Here is a 17,434-nt window from a genome sequence, read left to right on the forward strand (position 1 = left end):
TGACTACAAGCGTACGGGGCCCCCGTCCATGCCCGGGACCGACCGACGGACCTACCGACGGACCGAAGCCAGCCCCGCGTTGCGCGCCCGCTCGACGACCGGACCGATCGCCCGCGCGAGCGCCGCGACGTCCTCCTTGACCGAGGTGTGCCCCAGCGAGAACCGCAGCGAGGCGCGCGCCAGCAGCGGGTCGACGCCCATCGCCAGCAGCACGTGGCTGGGCTGCGGCACCCCGGCGGAGCAGGCCGAGCCGGTGGAGCACTCGATGCCCTGGGCGTCCAGCAGCATCAGCAGCGCGTCGCCCTCGCAGCCGGGGAAGGAGAAGTGCGCGTTGGCGGGCAGCCGGCCCTCGGCCGACGGGTCGCCGTTGTACACCGCGTCCGGGACGGCGGCGAGGACGGCGGCCACCAGCTCGTCCCGCAGCGCGCCCAGGGCGAGGGCGTGCTCGGCCCGCCGCTCCACCGCGAGCGCCGCGGCGGCCGCGAAGCCTGCCGCCCCGGGGGCGTCCAGGGTGCCGGAGCGCACGTCGCGCTCCTGCCCGCCGCCGTGCAGCAGCGGTACGGGCGTGGCGCCCCGGGAGAGCAGCAGCGCGCCGATGCCGAACGGGCCGCCGATCTTGTGCCCGGTGACGGTGAGCGCGGTGAGGCCCGACTCGGCGAAGGAGACCGGGACCTGGCCGAGTGCCTGCACCGCGTCGGCGTGCACCGGGATGCCGTACTCGGCGGCCACGGCGGTCAGTTCGCGCACCGGCTGGACGGTGCCGACCTCGTTGTTGGCCCACATCACGGTGACCAGCGCGACCGACTCGGGCGAGCGCTCGATCGCCTCGCGCAGCGTCTGGGGGTGCACCCGGCCGTAGCCGTCCACGGGCAGGTACTCGACGTCGGCGCCCTCGTGTTCGGAGAGCCAGTGCACCGCGTCCAGCACCGCGTGGTGCTCGACCGGGCTGCACAGCACCCTGGTCCGGGCCGGGTCGGCGTCCCGGCGGGCCCAGTACAGGCCCTTGACCGCCAGGTTGTCGGACTCGGTGCCGCCGCCGGTGAACACGATCTCGCTGGGGCGGGCGCCCAGCGACTCGGCCAGCGACTCCCGGGACTCCTCGACCACCCGGCGGGCCCGGCGGCCGGCCGCGTGCAGGGCCGAGGCGTTGCCGACCACCCCCAGGTGCGCCGACATCGCGGCGATCGCCTCGGGCAGCATCGGCGTGGTCGCCGCATGGTCCAGGTATGGCATAACCATCCGATTGTAGAGCGCGGCACCGCCCGCCCTTCCAGGGCTGCGCATCGATCCGGCCACCACCGGGGGCGCCTCCGCCGAAGGGCACCGGTTTGTACCACTGCGTCACCCAGGGGTTAGCCTGACGCCACCAGTCAGCCGGATCCACGGGATACGCCATGTCGCAGTCGGTCGACCGCGCGCTGACCCTGCTCGACGCACTCGGCGACGCGCCGCTCTCGCTGGAGCAGGCCGCCAGCAGCCTCGGGGTGCACAAGTCCACCGCCCTGCGGCTGTTGCGCACCCTGGAGGAGCACGGCTTCGCCCGCCGCCAGCCGGACCTGCGCTACCGGATCGGCGGCCGGGTGCTCTCGCTGGCGCACCGCGCGCTGGAGGACTTCGACGTCCGGCAGGTCGCCGCGCCCTACCTGGCCGCGCTCGGCGCCCGCTCGGGCCTCACCGTCCGGCTCGCGGTGCTGCACGACGGCGAGGTGCTCTACCTGGACGAGGTGGCCGGGCCCTCGGGCGCCGAGCCGTCCCGGATCGGGCGCCGGGCCCCCGTCGAGGGGACGGCGGTCGGCCGGGTGCTGCTCGCCGGGTTGTCGGCCGACGACCGGGGTGAGGAGCCGGAGTTGGCCGCGGTGCGCCGCCGGGGCTGGGCGGCCGAGTCCCGCGAGCACCGGGAGCCGGTGACCTGCGTGGCCGCGCCCGTCGCGGGCAGCGGCGGTCGGACGGTCGCGGCCTGCGCGTTGAGCGCCCCGGCGAGCGAGGTGCCGCCGGCCGCCCTGGCCCGGCTGGTGCCCGAACTGCTCTGCACCGCCGAGGCGATCTCCCTCGCGTACGGCGGCTCGCCTACTCCTCGCTGGTGCGAGAACCGTTGCGGTTCCAGGCCCGTGGTGCCCGCCAGCCGTACTTCAGGGCGAGCATCCGCAGCCCGAAGGCGGTGAGCGCGGCGGCGGTGCCGGTGACGCCGGTGAGCTGGTCGGAGGCGATCAGCAGCGCGACCACGGTGGCGCCGACCAGGGCGGGGACGGCGTAGATCTCACGGTCCCAGCGCAGCAGCGAGGGGATCTCCCCCGCGAGCATGTCGCGGATCACACCGCCGCCGGCCGCGGTCACCATGCCGAGCGCTATCGCCGCGACCGCGCCGAGTCCGAAGTCGTGCGCCTTGGCGGTGCCGGTGACGCAGAACAGTCCGAGTCCGAGCGCGTCCAGGGTCTGCACCGCCCGGTTGATCCGCTCGACCTCCGGGTGCAGGAAGAACACCACCAGCGCGGCGGCCAGCGGGGTCACGAAGTAGCCGAGGTTGGTGAACGCGGCGACCGGTGTCGCCCCGATCACCAGGTCGCGCATCACGCCGCCACCGAGCGCGGTGACCTCCGCGAGCACACAGATTCCGAAGATGTCCATGTTCTTGCGGACGGCGAGCAGACCCCCGGAGAGGGCGAAGACGAAGATGCCGACGAGGTCCAGCGACTGCTGCACGTCGGACGGGAAGAGCTGGGATGTCACCGGTCATGTGTACCTGATCGCCCGGAATCTCCGGTGAACGGTCCACGGCCGCATCCGTACGGTGAGCAGGGAGGGTTTCCGCTAGCCTCCGCCTGTGAAGCTCGCGAAGCCCCCCGCCTCCGTCCGGCTCGGTTGGCTCGACGCGCTGCGCGGCATCGCCGCCCTCGCCGTCGCCATGCACCACTTCGGGCTGCTCGACAAGATCCCGCACGCGGCTCCGGTGGCGCGGTACCTGGACCTCGGCTTCTTCGGCGTGATGCTGTTCTTCCTGGTCAGCGGCTACATCATCCCGGCCTCGCTGGAACGCCGCGGCGACGTCCGGGCGTTCTGGACCGGCCGGATCTTCCGGATCTACCCGGCGGTGGCCGTCGCGGTGCTGGCCAGCCTGCTGGTGCTCCCCCGGGGCGACCAGATCGTGCAGGACTTCGCCTTCGACCACCCGGTACTGTCGCTCGGCGCCAACGGCCTGCTGCTCCAGGACCTGCTGGGGGTGCCCAGCGCGCTCGGGGTGATGTGGTCGCTCGGCTACGAGATGGTCTTCTACTACTTCGTGTCCGCCCTGTTCGTCCAGGGCTGGCACCGGCACAGCGCGCCGATCACCGTCGGCTTCGCGGCCGCCGCCCTGCTGATCGGCGCCTGGCTGCCGATCGGCACCATCTCGGTGGACCTGGCGGCGACCAGGAACCTGGTGGCGGCGGCCGGGATCGTGGTGCTGATGGCGCTGGCCTGCATCGCCACCGCCCGCCCGGACCTGACCCGTTGGGGCGCGCTGCTGCTCGGCGGGCTGGGCCTGGCGCTGGTCCTGCTGAACAGCCGCAGCACCGGCTTCGAGACCCTGCTGATCTTCGCGACGATGTTCGCCGGCACCGTGCTCTACCGGCTGGAGCACCGCCAGCTCGACCGGGCCCCGGCCCTGATCTGCTGCGCCTTCGTCATCATCTGCGGCGTCGCCGTCGGCTACCTGTACAACCGCGACACGGCCCTGTGGCACACCTGGACCCCGTCCTGGCAGGCCTTCTCCTACGCCTACCTGGCCGCCTGGGCCCTGTTCGCGGCCGCCATGCTGCTGCGCCACCGCCGCTTCCCGCGCTGGCTCAGCGGGTTGGGCACGATCAGCTTCTCCGTCTACCTGCTGCACGGCCCGCTGATGTACGTCATCGGCCGGCAGCTGCGGAGCCACCCGCTGCCGGTCGCCGGGTTGAAGGGGCAGGCTGTTCTCACCGTGGGCTACCTCGCGGCGCTCGTGGTGTTCGGCTACCTCTCGTACCGGCTGGTCGAGATCCCGTTCCAGAACCTGGGGCGGCGCGTGACGAAGGCCGTGAACCGCCGCTTCCCGGCGGCCGACGGGGCTCGGGTGGAGCGGGTTCCGCTAGCCTCCCGCCTGTGAAGCTCATCGAACGCGCGTCCCTGCGCCGTACGAACGCCCGCGGGGCCGCGGGCGGCGCGGCCGGTGCCTCGTCGAGGCTCGGCTGGCTCGACGCCCTGCGCGGGATAGCCGCGCTCTCGGTGGCGGTCTACCACCTGGCCCTGCCGTTCGTCTGGCTGAACGCCAACCACGTGCCGCGCTATCTGGACCCGGGCATCTTCGGCGTGATGCTGTTCTTCCTGGTCAGCGGCTACATCATCCCGGCCTCGCTGGAACGGCGCGGCGATGTGCGCTCGTTCTGGGCGGGCCGGCTCTTCCGGATCTACCCGGTGGTCATCGTCACCGTGGTGCTGAGCCTGCTGGTCCTGCCGCGCGAGCACACGGTGATCCAGGGCTGGGCCTTCGACCACCCGCTGCTCACGCTGGCGGGCAACGGGCTGATGGTCCAGGACATGATGGGCGTCACCAATGTCGTCGGGGTGATGTGGACCCTCACCTACGAGATGGTCTTCTACTACTTCGTGACCACGCTGTTCGTCCGCGGCTGGCACCGGCACAGCGCCCCGATCTCGATCGGCTTCGCGGCCGCCGCGCTCGTCCTCGGCGCCTGGCTGCCGCTCGGTACCATCACCGGCAGCGGACTGCCGGCCACCCGGAACCTGGTGGCGGCGGCCGGGATCGTCGTGGTCGCGGCGATGGTCTGCATCTTCACCGGCCGGGCCGACCTGACCCGTTGGGGCGGCACCCTGCTCGGCGGACTGGGCCTGACGCTGATCCTGTTGAACGGCCGGGCGGCCGCCTTCGAGACCCTGATCATCTTCGCCACGATGTTCGCCGGCACCGTGCTGTACCGGCTGGAGCACGGGCAGCTCGACAAGGTGCCGGCCCTGATCTGCTGCGGCTTCGTGCTGACCGCGGGCGTCGTCTCCGGCTACCTGTACAACCGCGGCACGGCGCTGTGGCACACCTGGAGCGAGTCCTGGAAGGCGTTCTCCTGCGCCTACCTGGCCGCCTGGGCGGTGTTCGCGGTCGGCATGCTGCTGCGCCACAAGCGGTTCCCGCGCTGGCTGTCCTGGCTCGGTACGGTCAGCTACTCGGTGTACCTGCTGCACAACCCGGTGATCCACGGGATGGAGTGGCTGCTGGAGGGGCACGAGCCGTTCGAGTCCTGGCAGGGTCGCGGGGCGCAGTTCCTCGCCTTCATGGCCGCCCTGCTGCTGATCAGCCACCTCTCGTACCGGCTGGTCGAGATCCCGTTCCAGAATCTCGGCCGCACGGTGATGACGGCCGTGAACCGCCGCTTCCCGCGCGAGCTGCCGCCGGTCGCGGCGGATCCCGTCCGGGCGGAGCCGACGACGGCCTGAACGACGAAGAGGCCGCCCGCCCCGGATTCCCGGGAGCGGGCGGCCTCTTCCATGCTCACGCCTTGGCGGTCTCAGGAGCGTTCTCCGGGAAGTGGCAGGCCACCTCGTGCCCGGTCTTCAGCGCCACCAGCGGCGGCTGCTCGCTCGCGCACACCTCCTGCGCCTTCCAGCACCGGGTGCGGAAGCGGCAGCCGCTGGGCGGGTTGATCGGCGAGGGGACGTCGCCGGTGAGCAGGATCCGCTCGCGGCCCGAGCGCTGGCGCCGACGGGGGTCGGGCACCGGCACCGCGGACATCAGCGCGTTGGTGTACGGGTGCATCGGGCTGCGGTAGAGCGAGTCCCGGTCGGCGATCTCCACGACCTTGCCGAGGTACATCACCGCGACCCGGTCCGAGACGTGCCGGACCACCGAGAGGTCGTGGGCGATGATCAGGTACGTCAGCCCGAGCTCCTGCTGGAGGTCGTCCAGCAGGTTGACCACCTGCGCCTGGATCGAGACGTCCAGCGCCGAGACCGGCTCGTCCGCGACGATCATCTTCGGCTTGAGCGCGAGCGCCCGGGCGATGCCGATGCGCTGGCGCTGGCCGCCGGAGAACTCGTGCGGGTAGCGGTTGTAGTGCTCGGGGCTGAGCCCGCACAGCTCCAGCAGCTCCTGGACGGCCTTCTTCAACCCGCCCTCGGGCACCGCGTCCTGGAGCTTGAACGGCGCTCCGACGATGGTGCCCACGGTGTGCCGGGGGTTCAGGGAGGAGTACGGGTCCTGGAAGATCATCTGGATGTCGCGGCGCATCGGCCGCATCGCCCCGACGCCCAGGTGGGTGATGTCCTTGCCGTCGAACTCGATGGTCCCGCCGGTCGGTTCGTCGAGCCGGGTGACCAGTCGGCCCATGGTCGACTTGCCGCAGCCGGACTCGCCCACGACGCCGAGCGTCTCACCGGCGTTGACGGCGAAGTCGATGCCGTCGACGGCCCGCACCGCGCCGGTCTGGCGCCGCAGCAGCCCGCTGCGGATCGGGAAGTGGCGGGTCAGGCCGGCCACCTTCAGCAGCGGCCGGCCGCCTTCGGCGGGTGCCGGGGACAAGGTCCGCGCCGTCTGAGTGTCCGTCATCGGTTGTCTCCAGAAAGGTGGTACGAGGCCGGGCTCACAGCCGGGGCGCGATCTCTTCGGCGAAGATGCGGTGCCGCTCCCCGGGCGCCAGGTGGCAGGCCGCGAAGTGTCCGGGCTCGCCCTCGGTCAGCACCGGGAGTTCGCTCGTGGAGCGCCCCTCGGTCAGCGAGGCGTACGGGCAGCGCGGGTGGAAGGCGCAGCCGGACGGCACGTTGATCAGGCTGGGCGGGGTGCCCTTGACCGGCACCAGCCGGTCCTGGAGCTCCCGGTCCAGTCGCGGCATCGAGCCCAACAGGCCCCAGGTGTAGGGGTGTTCGGGCGAGTCGAAGAGGGTCTCGGCCGGGCCGCGCTCGACGCACTTGCCGCCGTACATGACCAGGACGTCGTCGGCCAGCTCGGCGACCACCCCGAGGTCGTGGGTGATGATGATGACGGCGGAGCCGAACTCCTCCTGGAGGTCGCGGATGAGGTCCAGGATCTGCGCCTGGACGGTGACGTCCAGGGCGGTGGTGGGCTCGTCCGCGATCAGCAGCGAGGGGTCGTTGACCAGCGCCATGGCGATCATCGCGCGTTGGCGCATGCCGCCGGAGAACTGGTGCGGGTAGTCGTCCACCCGGCGGTCCGGCTGCGGGATGCCGACCCGGTCGAGCATCTCGACGGCGCGGGTGCGGGCCTGCTTCTTGGTGGCCTGGGGGTGGTGCACCCGGTAGGCCTCGACGATCTGCTGCCCCACCGTGTAGTAGGGGTGCATCGCGGTCAGCGGGTCCTGGAAGATCATCGCCAGTTCGCGGCCGCGCAGTTGGCGCACCCGGTCCGGGCCCGCCGCGATCAGGTCCTCGCCGTCCAGCCGGATCTCGCCGCTGATCCGGGCCCGCTTGGAGCGGTGCAGGCCCATGATGCCCAGCGAGGTGACGGACTTGCCGGAGCCGGACTCGCCGACGATGCCGAGGGTGCGCCCCTTGTGCAGGTCGAAGCTGACCCCGTCCACCGAGCGGACCAGGCCGTCGTCGGTGTCGAAGTGGATCCGCAGGTCCCGTACGGAGAGGTAGGGCTCTCCGGACGGGGCCGGCGCGGCGTCCGCCGGGGTGTTCTGGAGGTCGGTCACGAGATCCTCACCCGGGGGTCGACGAAGGCGTACAGGAGGTCGACCACGAGGTTGCAGACGACGATGAAGAAGGCGGCGAGCAGGGTGACGCCGAGGATCTTGGGCAGGTCGTTGTCGGAGATCGCCTGGACGGCGAACTGGCCGACGCCCTGGAGCGAGAAGACCTGCTCGGTGATCAGCGCGCCGCCGAGCAGCAGCCCGAGGTCCATGCCGAAGATCGTGACGATCGGGGTGAGCGCGGCGCGCAGCCCGTGCCGGGTGACGACCTTGCGCTCGGCCAGGCCCTTGGCCCGGGCGGTGCGGATGTAGTCCTCGCTCATGGTCTCCAGCATCCCGGCGCGGGTGAGCCGGGCGTAGAGCGCGGAGTAGAGGAAGGCCAGCGAGATCCACGGGAGGATCAGGTTGCGGGCCCACATCAGCGGGTTCTCCGTGAAGTCCACGTACTGGAGGTTGTCCAGGATCGGCCACTCGTAGCTGAACAGCGTGAGCAGCAGCGCGCCGGTGAAGAAGACCGGCAGCGAGACGCCGGCGAGCGCGATGCCCATGGCGGCCCGGTCGAAGATCGACTTCGGCTTGAGGGCGGAGACGACGCCGGTGGCGACGCCGGAGAGCAGCCAGAGCACGGCCGCGCCGGCGGCGAGCGAGATGGTGGTCGGGACCCGCTTGGACAGCTCGGGCCAGACTTCCAGGTGGTTCTTGAAGGAGTAGCCGAAGCAGGGCACGTGGCAGGTGGCCGGTTCCGGCCCGAAGTTGTACTCGGCGCCGGCGACCAGGCCCTTGAGGAACTTCCAGTACTGGGCGTACAGCGGCTGGTCGAGGCCGAGGTTCTGCTTGACCGCCGCGATCGTCTCGGGGGACGGGCTCTTCCCGATGAACTGGGCGGCCAGTTGGTCGGCCGTCTCGCCGGCGATGCGCGGGAGCAGGAAGAAGATCGCGAAGGTGACCGCGCTGACGACCAGCAGCAGTATCAGGGCCGCGAAGATCCTGCGGATGATGTAGGCAAACACAGTAGGGCGGCTCCGGCGGCCCGCCGCCGTCCGGGATCCTCCGGACGGCGGCGGGCGCCGCTGCCTTCACCTGCCTTCAGGGATGCGAGCCAGGCTCTTACTTGGTGGTGCCGATGTTCAGGTAGTCGTACTGACCGGAGAACGCCGACGTGGAGGCCAGGTTGGTGGCGTTGTTCGGGCGGTACAGGAAGACCTTGAAGTAGGTCAGCGGGACGTAGACCGCCGAGTCCATGACCTTCTTGTCGATGTCGGCGTAGATCTTCTCGCGGGCCGACTTGTCCGAGTTGGTGGCGGCGTCGTCGATCAGCTTGTCGACCGCCGGGTCCTGGAGCTGGCCCAGGTTGCTGTTGCCGGTGTCCTTGATCGCGCGACCGTCGACGATCTGCTGGAGGAAGCCGTAGCCGGTCGGCCAGTCGGCGCCCCACTGCATCATCATCAGACCGATGTTGTGGTCCGCCGCGAACTTCGGCGAACCGGCGTTGTCGGTCAGGTACTTGGACGACGGGTACTGCTGGATCTCGGCGTTGATGCCGACCTTCTTCAGCGCGGCCTGGATCGAGGTCGCCGCGGCGATCTCGGTGCCGCGCTCGGTGCGGGCCGAGATGACGGTGTTGAAGCCGCCCTCCTTGCCGCAGGCCTTCAGGGCGTCCTTGGCCTTGGCCTCGTCACCCTTGTTGTCCTTGGTCTCGAAGGTGTTGAAGTCCTGGTGGCCCGGGATGTCCGGCGGGAGCACCGTGTTGGCGATCTGGCCGCGGATCGGCCCGCCCAGCGCGGTCTGCACCGAGACCTTGTCGATCGCGTACTGGACGGCCTTGCGGCACTCGACGTTGTCGAACGGCGCGAGCTTGGAGTTGATCGCCATGTAGACCAGGCGGCCGCCGTAGGCGTTGTCCGTGTTGGCCTTGAGCTTCGGGTCCTGGAGGATCTGCGCCTGGGTCTGCGGGTCGACACCGAGGCCGCCGAGGTCGACCTGGGCGTTGCCGGCCAGCAGGTCCTTGTCGATGGTGGCCTGGTCGATGTTGAAGCGCAGCACGATCTTGTCGCCGAGCTGCTTGCGGATCGGGTCGCTGGCCTTGTCCCAGTTGGGGTTCGGCACCAGGACGGCCTGCTTGCCGTCCTCGTAGGACTCGAACTTGTAGGAGCCCGAGGAGGCCACGTGCTTGACGTAGTCGGCGCCGGTGTCCTTCGCCTGCGGGACGGGCGCGGTCTGCGGGGTGGCGACCAGGTAGTCGAAGTCCGCGAACGGGTGCTGGAGGTGGAAGACGATGGTGAGGTCGTCCGGCGTCTGGATCGAGTCCAGGCCGCCCTCCTTGTCCTTGTACGGACCCTGGTACGGCGTCGCGTTGTCGACCAGCAGGTTGCGGAAGTACGTCGGGCCGTTGGTGAGCACGTCCGTGAAGTTGGAGCGCTCGACGGCGTACTTGACGTCCTTCGAGGTGATCGGGGTGCCGTCGTCGTACTTCAGACCGGCGCGCAGCTTGTACGTCCAGGTCAGGCCGTCCGCGCTCGGCTGGCCCGCCGACTCGGCGAGGTCCGGGACGGTCTTGTTGCCCTCCTCGCCGGGCGCCGGGTTGAAGGTGATCAGCGAACGGGCGTACAGGCGCGAGAAGTTGTAGACGTACGCGTAGTAGGTGTTGCCCGGGTCGAGCGAGTCCGGGGTGCCCTTCATCTCGAAGGTGACCGTCCCGCCCTTCTTGTCCGAGGCGTTGACGATGCTCTTGGTGGCCGCGTTGGCGCCGGAGCCGCCCGCGGAGCCGGAGGACGACGCGTCGCCGCCGCTCTTCGACGAGCTGGTGCAACCGGTCACGACCAGGACCGCGGCGGCGGCCGCCGCGGTCAGGGCGACGGTACGGGACCTACGCATGGGTGAGATCAACCCCTTGGGGATGTGGAGGCGGTATGAGGGTCCTGGCGCGGGGCCAACGGGTGACGCGGCGCCAGTGGCTGACGCTGGGTCAGTTGTTCTTCGGGTCGAGGGCGTCGCGCAGGCCGTCGCCGAGCAGGTTGAAGGCGAGCACGGTGATGAAGATCGCCAGACCCGGGACCACCATGTACTGGGGGTCCACCTGGTAGTACCGGATCGCGTCCTGGAGCATGCCGCCCCAGGAGGCCTGCGGCGGCTGGATGCCGACGCCGAGGAAGCTCAGCCCGGCCTCGAAGAGGATGTTGGTCGGGATCAGCAGGGTCGAGTAGACCAGGATCGGACCGACCAGGTTCGGCAGCAGCTCCTTGAACAGGATGAACGGGCCGCGGGCGCCCAGGCTGCGGGCCGCGTGGACGAACTCCCGCTCGCGCAGCGACAGCGTCTGGCCGCGCACGATCCGGCCCATGTAGGGCCAGTTGAAGAAGCCGATCACGAAGATCAGCACCATGATGTGCAGCGGCAGGCCGTGCAGGCCGAACGCGCCGCCCTGGAGCGAGGTCGAGATCGCGATGGCGAAGAGCAGCAGCGGGAACGCCAGGAAGACGTCCATCACCCGGCTGATCAGGGTGTCCACCCAGCCGCCGTAGTAGCCGGCCATGATGCCGAGCACGGTGCCGATGGTGTTGGACAGGACGGTCGCGCCGAAGGCGACCAGCAGGGAGACCCAGGAGCCCTCGATGATGCGGGTGAGCAGGTCACGGCCCTGGAGCGGGTCCACGCCGAGCGGGTGGTCCAGGCTCATGCCGCCCCAGTCGCCGAGCGGCAGTCCACCGAGGTCGGCGTCCAGCAGGTCCTGGTGGAGGGCGTCCGGGTCGAGCCCGAACATCGACTCGATCGGCTTGGCCAGCACGGCGAGCAGGATCAGGACGATCACCACGACGCCGCCGGCGACGGCGGCCTTGTCCCGCTTGAAGCGGGTCCAGGCGATCTGCCCGAGGGAGCGGCCCTCGATCTTCTTGGCCGGGCCGGCGGCGGCGGGCGCCTCCGGTTCGTTCCCGGCGGTGGTCACGGATGCGGTCATGGTCAGTTGGTCCCCTCGCCGACGGTGGCCGGCCCACGGGTGCCGGCCGTCGGCTTCGGCGGTGCGGCTACGGACGTGCGGAGGTGCTTAGGAGGAGCGAGTGTTGACGGCAGCGCGTCGTGCACAGGCGCTGCCAACACGCGGGATGGGCTTCGCGCGGGCGGGCTGTCGGCGGCCGCGCTCACCTTTGTGGGGTTCGAGTACGCGCGGTGCGTTGCGCAGAACTCTCTGCCATCCGAACTGGCTTGCGCCAGCCCTGACAACCGACAGATGCCCAACTGTGATCTGCGCGCATGCACCTCGGCGATCTTCGGCATATGACTCTTCACATTGCTGTAACGATCATGTCAAGATGATCCGAGCACGTGCCGGAAAATTCGTCCGGAAAGCATCGAAGCCGACTCGACGGACAGTCAAGTCGGCTTCGGGGAATTGGTTTTGCGATTCAGCGCCCAGGGTACCCGGGCCACGGCCGCTGCGACGGCTGCTGCTGTTGCTGCCAGCCCGTCGCGGGCGGCTGGGTGCCGTAGGCGTAACCCGGCATCGACTGCCCCGGGTAGGCCGGCGGCGGCACCGGCGGGTACGGGCCGGTCGGCGGGCGGCCCGCCTCCCGGTCGAAGAACGGCCGCGCGTTGGCGCGCATCCACAGCGCCACCGGGTCGTACTCGTCCGACATCGCCACCGTGGACACCGCGAGCCCCTCCGGGGCCACCGCGATCGCCCGCTGCATCAGCGCCCGCACCGCCTCCACGGCCTGCGGCGAACTCTCGTACAGGTCAAGGCCGATGGCCAGGTACGACTCCCCCACCGCGGGCTGCACCCAGGCCCGGCGCAGCGCCCGTACCGCGCGCACCTCGGCGGCCTGGCGCTCCAGCAGCGCGAAGAACGGCTGGGCGTTCAGCTGCGGCTCGCTCAGCTTCAACGGCCCGGCGGGCAGCCGCTCCAGGCCCGCGGCGATCCGCCGCAGGTCCGCCCAGGGCACCCCGACGCCGCCGCCGGGCGCGTGCGGATTGAGCCACAGGCCCCAGCGGGTGCGGTACAGCGAGGCGGCGATCTCCCGGCCGGAGATGACCTCGTGGGCCCGGCCCCAGCCGGAGGAGGTCAGCTGCTCGGACGAGGTGACGGCCGGCGCGTAGCCGTGGCCGCTGATCTCCATGTTCCCGTACTGGGCGTCCGGGCTGCCCGGCGTGCCGTGCCACAGCAGCATCCAGACCTGGCCGTCCGCCAGCGCGTGCAGCAGGCGCTCGTACGCGTCGTAGCGCTCCGGCGCGACCTCGCGCAGGGCGCGCTCCAACGCGCCCGGGTCAGCTCCCGGGCGCCCGGCCGGTGCCTGGCCCCAGGGCCCCGGCACACCGCCCGCTCCTGCTCCCGCACTCATGCGCCCACCTCGCCGCGCCTCTTTCCTCGAACCCGCCGGCCCGTCGGCCGTCTGCACGCACCCTATGGCGCGGCACCGGCCACCGCCACGGCGACGTGCCTGTCATACGAACCGCTCAGGCCCTGGCGTAGAAGGGCATCACCCGGGTGAGCAGCCACTCGACCACCGGGTCGTCGGCGAGGTCGAGCAGTACGAGGTGGACGCCTCCGGGCAGCGGCGCGGTTCCCAGCGCTCGCCCGAGTGCCTCGTTCACCGCGGCCGGTTCGGCCGGGGCCGCCGGGTCCAACTGGACGCCCACGAACATCACCGTCGGCTCGCCCTCGATGCTGGCCAGCGCCCTACGGGCGGTCAACACCCCGGGCAGCGCCGTCAGTTCGGCCCGGCAGGCGGCCAGGAAGTGCTCCGGGTCCTCGCCCGGCACCGGCTCGCGCAGCGCCACCCGCCCGCCGGTCGGCGCCGCCGGGTCCTCCCAGCGCTCCTCGCGCGGCCCCCGGCGCAGCTCGGCGACCCCCTGCGGCGGCACCGGGATGCCCACCGCGGCCTCCGGGTTCACCGCGATGCCCACGCCCAGCGGCAGCCCGCGGGCGAACTCCCAGACCGGTGCGATCGCGAAGGCCATCCCCGGTGCGTGCCGGAGGAACACCTCCTGCGAGGAGAACACCGGGACGTACGGGTCGCCGCCCAGCTCGATGGTCGGCAGGTCCAGCGACTGCCCCTGCGGATCGGCCCCGGCCGGCAGCGGCACCCACACCTGACTGCGGGCCAGCACCTCGACCACCCGCGGGGTCGCGCCCGGATCGCCCAGGGCCGCGGTCAGCACCTGCTCCAGCTCGTTGGCCGGCCAGGAGCCGCCCGCCGGCGCCTCCTCCGGTCCGCCCCACCCCTGCTGCTGCTCCACCGGGTATCCCATGCGCCGCCGATTCCGCCCTCATGCCGGTCGGCCGCCCTCTGCTGCGCCGACGCGCAGCAGTCTAGGGCCCGGGGCTCCCGACGTTAGGGCTCCTGTTCGGGACCACGCCGTGTGAGCGGGCCTCATGTGACCGGGTCCCCTCTCCCCCTCGCTACCGGGGACGTGCCATGATGTGCGCGTCCGACGGCATGCGCCGCGGGCCCCCACAACTCCATACCGGCCGCTCGAACCCGCGCGGGAGAGCCCGGAATGCCCCGCCCGGGGCACAGCCGGCGCCGAAGGAGCAAGTCCTCCCCGGAATCTCTCAGGCACCCCTACCGCACGGGTTAGGCACATCTGGAAAGCGGCGCCCGGCCCTGTCGGACGCCCACCCACGGTGCAAGCCGCCATGCTGTCCCCCAAGCTGAAATCAGCTTCGGGCAGGCGGGCGGTGAAGCTCTCAGGTTCGACGACAGATGGGGAGACCCACGCCGCCGCATGCCCGCGCGCAGGGTCGGCCCCCGAGCGGGACCGGTCCGTCGCGTGCACCCCTGAGTGCCCCGACCGAGGAGTTCCTGGCCATGTCCCTCCGCCTGACCGCGCTCGACGCGCTGCACCGCAGCCTTGGCGCCACCATGACCGACTTCGCCGGCTGGGACATGCCGCTGCGCTACGGCAGCGAGCGCGAGGAGCACCTCGCCGTCCGTACCAAGGCCGGCCTGTTCGACCTTTCGCACATGGGCGAGATCACCGTCACCGGGCCGCAGGCCGGCGAGATGCTGGACCACGCGCTGGTCGGCTTCGTCTCCGCGCTGGGCGAGCTGCGCGCCCGCTACACCATGATCTGCGCCGAGGACGGCGGCATCCTGGACGACCTGATCGTCTACCGCCTGCGCGAGGACGCCTTCCTGGTCGTCGCCAACGCCTCCAACGCCCAGCTGGTCCTCGACGAGCTGATCGCCCGCGCCAAGGGCTTCGACGCCGTCGTCACCGACGACCGCGACACCTACGCGCTGATCGCCGTCCAGGGCCCGGAGGCCACCGGCATCCTGGCCGCGACCACCGACGCCGACCTGCCCGGCCTGAAGTACTACGCGATCCTCCCGGCCCAGGTGGCCGACCGCGACGTGCTGCTCGCCCGTACCGGCTACACCGGCGAGGACGGCTTCGAGATCTTCTGCCACCCGGTCGACGCCGAGCACGTCTGGCAGGCGCTGACCGCCGCCGGCGAGGGCCACGGCCTGGTCCCGTGCGGCCTGTCCTGCCGCGACACGCTGCGCCTGGAGGCCGGCATGCCGCTGTACGGGCACGAGCTGTCCACCGAGCTCACCCCGTTCGACGCCGGCCTGGGCCGGGTCGTCCGCTTCGACAAGACCACCAACGAGGGCGCCTTCGTCGGCCGCAAGGCGCTGGAGCAGGCCGCCGCGGCGGCCGAGGCCAACCCGCCGAAGAAGCTGGTCGGCCTGGTCTCCGAGGGCAAGCGGGTGCCGCGCGCCGAGTACACCGTGGTCTCCACCGAGGGCGAGCCGATCGGCCGGATCACCTCCGGCGCGCCGTCCCCGACCCTGGGCCGGCCGATCGCGATGGCCTACGTGGACGCCGCCCACGCCGAGCCCGGCACCACCGTCGCGGTGGACGTGCGCGGCAAGCACGAGCCCGTCCAGGTCGTCGCGCTGCCGTTCTACAAGCGCGCCCGCTGAGGCTCGCCGAAGCCCCCGATTTCCCATACCCGCACGTCGCGAGCCGTCCGAGCGGCGGCCCGCTTCGCCGTGCCCGCTTCCCATCCTGGAGAATGACGCCATGAGCAACCCCCAGCACCTTCAGTACACCAAGGAGCACGAGTGGCTGACCGCCGCCGAGGCCGGTGTCTCCACGGTCGGCATCACCGAGCACGCCGCCACCGCCCTGGGTGACATCGTCTACGTGCAGCTGCCGGCCGTCGGCGACACCGTGACCGCCGGCGAGACCTGTGGCGAGCTGGAGTCGACCAAGTCGGTCAGCGACCTGTTCTCCCCGGTGACCGGCGAGGTCGTCGAGATCAACGAGGACGTCGTCTCCGACCCGGCCATGGTGAACGCCGACCCGTTCGGCAACGCCTGGCTGATCAAGGTGCGCGTCGAGGCCACCGACACGCTGCTCAGCGCGGACGAGTACACCGCCTTCATCGGCGGCTGAGACACCTGACCGGGGCGGTCTCCGTTCGGCGGCCGCCCCGCCCCAGCCGCGGCCCCCTTTCCTCCTCCACCGGGAAGACCACCACCATGACGGTTCTCAACCAGTCCCTGCACGCCCTCGACCCGGAGATCGCCGCCGCGGTCGACGCCGAGCTGCACCGCCAGCAGACCACCCTGGAGATGATCGCCTCCGAGAACTTCGCCCCGGTGGCGGTCATGGAGGCCCAGGGCTCGGTTCTCACCAACAAGTACGCCGAGGGCTACCCCGGCCGCCGCTACTACGGCGGCTGCGAGCACGTCGACGTGGTCGAGCAGATCGCCATCGACCGCATCAAGGCCCTGTTCGGCGCCGAGCACGCCAACGTCCAGCCGCACTCCGGCGCGCAGGCCAACGCCGCCGCGATGTTCGCGCTGATCCAGCCGGGCGACACCATCCTGGGCCTGAGCCTGGCCCACGGCGGTCACCTGACCCACGGCATGAAGATCAACTTCTCCGGCAAGCTCTACAACGTGGCCGCGTACCACGTGGACGAGAAGACCGGCCAGGTCGACATGGCCGAGGTCGAGCGCCTCGCCAAGGAGCACCAGCCGAAGCTGATCATCGCCGGGTGGTCCGCCTACCCGCGCCAGCTGGACTTCGCCGCGTTCCGCCGGATCGCCGACGAGGTCGGCGCGCTGCTCATGGTGGACATGGCGCACTTCGCCGGCCTGGTGGCCGCCGGTCTGCACCCGAACCCGGTGCCGTACGCGGACGTCGTCACCACCACCACCCACAAGACCCTGGGCGGCCCGCGCGGCGGCGTCATCCTGTCCAAGGCCGAGTACGCCAAGAAGATCAACTCCGCGGTCTTCCCCGGCCAGCAGGGCGGCCCGCTGGAGCACGTGATCGCCGGCAAGGCGGTCGCCTTCAAGGTCGCGGCCTCGGAGGAGTTCAAGGAGCGCCAGCAGCGCACCCTGGACGGTGCCCGCATCCTCGCCGAGCGTCTGCTCCAGGCCGACGTGGCCGAGGCCGGCGCCACCGTGCTCTCCGGCGGCACCGACGTCCACCTGGTCCTGGTCGACCTGCGCAACAGCCAGCTCGACGGCCAGCAGGCCGAGGACCGGCTGCACGAGGTCGGCATCACCGTCAACCGCAACGCCGTCCCGAACGACCCGCGCCCGCCGATGGTCACCTCGGGCCTGCGCATCGGCACCCCGGCCCTGGCCACCCGCGGTTTCCAGGCCGAGGACTTCCGCGAGGTCGCCGACGTCATCGCCGAGGCGCTCAAGCCCGCCTTCGACGAGACCGTCGCCGCCGCGCTGAAGGCCCGGGTCACCGCCCTGGCCGACAAGTACCCGCTCTACCCCACCCTGGGCAACCAGGAGTGATCC

Annotated in this window: 15 protein-coding genes and 1 riboswitch; of the genes, 6 read left to right on the plus strand and 9 right to left on the minus strand. The window is 71.3% G+C overall.

Annotated elements, in window-relative coordinates; translation table 11 throughout:
• Nucleotides 1-51: 51 nt before the first annotated feature.
• Entirely contained in the window at nt 52-1,233 is a 1,182-nt protein-coding gene (locus QWJ13_RS20315) for a cysteine desulfurase family protein (RefSeq protein ID WP_316526169.1), read from the minus strand.
• 161 nt (nt 1,234-1,394) lie between these two features.
• On the opposite strand from QWJ13_RS20315, the gene QWJ13_RS20320 reads away from it, so the two are divergent.
• Nucleotides 1,395-2,162: an IclR family transcriptional regulator gene (locus tag QWJ13_RS20320; protein ID WP_316526171.1), complete on the plus strand. Its 768-nt coding sequence runs from the start codon at nt 1,395-1,397 to the stop codon at nt 2,160-2,162.
• Here the strand turns inward: QWJ13_RS20320 and QWJ13_RS20325 are convergent.
• Nucleotides 2,068-2,727, minus strand: a complete 660-nt coding sequence (locus QWJ13_RS20325; protein WP_316526172.1) for a trimeric intracellular cation channel family protein — start codon at nt 2,725-2,727, stop codon at nt 2,068-2,070. The two genes, QWJ13_RS20320 and QWJ13_RS20325, sit on opposite strands and share 95 nt — an antisense overlap.
• Nucleotides 2,728-2,821: 94 nt before the next feature.
• Here QWJ13_RS20325 and QWJ13_RS20330 point away from each other — a divergent pair, with 94 nt between their 5' ends.
• Nucleotides 2,822-4,114 carry an acyltransferase family protein gene (locus QWJ13_RS20330; protein ID WP_316526173.1) on the plus strand — a complete coding sequence of 431 codons (1,293 nt, stop codon included), beginning with the start codon at nt 2,822-2,824 and terminating at the stop codon, nt 4,112-4,114.
• Nucleotides 4,111-5,457 (plus strand): acyltransferase family protein, encoded by a 1,347-nt coding sequence (locus QWJ13_RS20335; protein WP_316526174.1) that lies wholly within the window; start codon nt 4,111-4,113, stop codon nt 5,455-5,457. The genes QWJ13_RS20330 and QWJ13_RS20335 overlap by 4 nt, the downstream gene beginning before the upstream one ends.
• A gap of 55 nt (nt 5,458-5,512) precedes the next feature.
• Here QWJ13_RS20335 and QWJ13_RS20340 read toward each other — a convergent pair whose 3' ends face one another.
• From QWJ13_RS20340 to QWJ13_RS20370, 7 genes are all read right to left on the minus strand, one after another.
• Entirely contained in the window at nt 5,513-6,565 is a 1,053-nt protein-coding gene (locus tag QWJ13_RS20340; protein WP_316526176.1) for an ABC transporter ATP-binding protein, read from the minus strand.
• Nucleotides 6,566-6,599: 34 nt separating this feature from the next.
• Nucleotides 6,600-7,670, minus strand: coding sequence for an ABC transporter ATP-binding protein (locus tag QWJ13_RS20345; protein WP_316526177.1), 1,071 nt, complete (start codon nt 7,668-7,670; stop codon nt 6,600-6,602).
• Nucleotides 7,667-8,677, minus strand: coding sequence for an ABC transporter permease (locus QWJ13_RS20350; RefSeq protein WP_316526178.1), 1,011 nt, complete (start codon nt 8,675-8,677; stop codon nt 7,667-7,669). The genes QWJ13_RS20345 and QWJ13_RS20350 overlap by 4 nt, the downstream gene beginning before the upstream one ends.
• A gap of 97 nt (nt 8,678-8,774) precedes the next feature.
• Nucleotides 8,775-10,541, minus strand: a complete 1,767-nt coding sequence (locus QWJ13_RS20355; RefSeq protein WP_316526179.1) for an ABC transporter substrate-binding protein — start codon at nt 10,539-10,541, stop codon at nt 8,775-8,777.
• A gap of 91 nt (nt 10,542-10,632) precedes the next feature.
• A complete protein-coding gene (locus QWJ13_RS20360; protein ID WP_316526180.1) occupies nt 10,633-11,622 on the minus strand; it encodes an ABC transporter permease in 990 nt (329 codons plus the stop codon).
• A gap of 445 nt (nt 11,623-12,067) precedes the next feature.
• Complete coding sequence (locus tag QWJ13_RS20365) at nt 12,068-13,000, minus strand: enhanced serine sensitivity protein SseB C-terminal domain-containing protein (RefSeq protein WP_316526181.1); 933 nt, start codon at nt 12,998-13,000, stop codon at nt 12,068-12,070.
• Nucleotides 13,001-13,115: 115 nt separating this feature from the next.
• Nucleotides 13,116-13,910 (minus strand): enhanced serine sensitivity protein SseB C-terminal domain-containing protein, encoded by a 795-nt coding sequence (locus QWJ13_RS20370; RefSeq protein WP_316526182.1) that lies wholly within the window; start codon nt 13,908-13,910, stop codon nt 13,116-13,118.
• 225 nt (nt 13,911-14,135) lie between these two features.
• Nucleotides 14,136-14,240: riboswitch (glycine riboswitch) on the plus strand.
• A gap of 230 nt (nt 14,241-14,470) precedes the next feature.
• Between QWJ13_RS20370 and gcvT the strand changes: the two genes are divergently transcribed.
• The 3 genes from gcvT (at nt 14,471) to glyA (ending at nt 17,431) form a co-directional block, all read left to right on the plus strand.
• Nucleotides 14,471-15,589, plus strand: coding sequence for a glycine cleavage system aminomethyltransferase GcvT (gene gcvT, locus QWJ13_RS20375; RefSeq protein ID WP_316526183.1), 1,119 nt, complete (start codon nt 14,471-14,473; stop codon nt 15,587-15,589).
• Between the two features lie 100 nt (nt 15,590-15,689).
• Nucleotides 15,690-16,064 (plus strand): glycine cleavage system protein GcvH, encoded by a 375-nt coding sequence (gcvH, locus tag QWJ13_RS20380; RefSeq protein WP_316526184.1) that lies wholly within the window; start codon nt 15,690-15,692, stop codon nt 16,062-16,064.
• A gap of 86 nt (nt 16,065-16,150) precedes the next feature.
• Nucleotides 16,151-17,431, plus strand: a complete 1,281-nt coding sequence (gene glyA, locus QWJ13_RS20385) for a serine hydroxymethyltransferase (protein WP_316526185.1) — start codon at nt 16,151-16,153, stop codon at nt 17,429-17,431.
• The last annotated feature ends 3 nt before the right edge of the window (nt 17,432-17,434 follow it).

This window comes from Kitasatospora brasiliensis, from assembly GCF_032654805.1.
Taxonomy (GTDB): Bacteria; Actinomycetota; Actinomycetes; order Streptomycetales; family Streptomycetaceae; genus Kitasatospora; species Kitasatospora brasiliensis.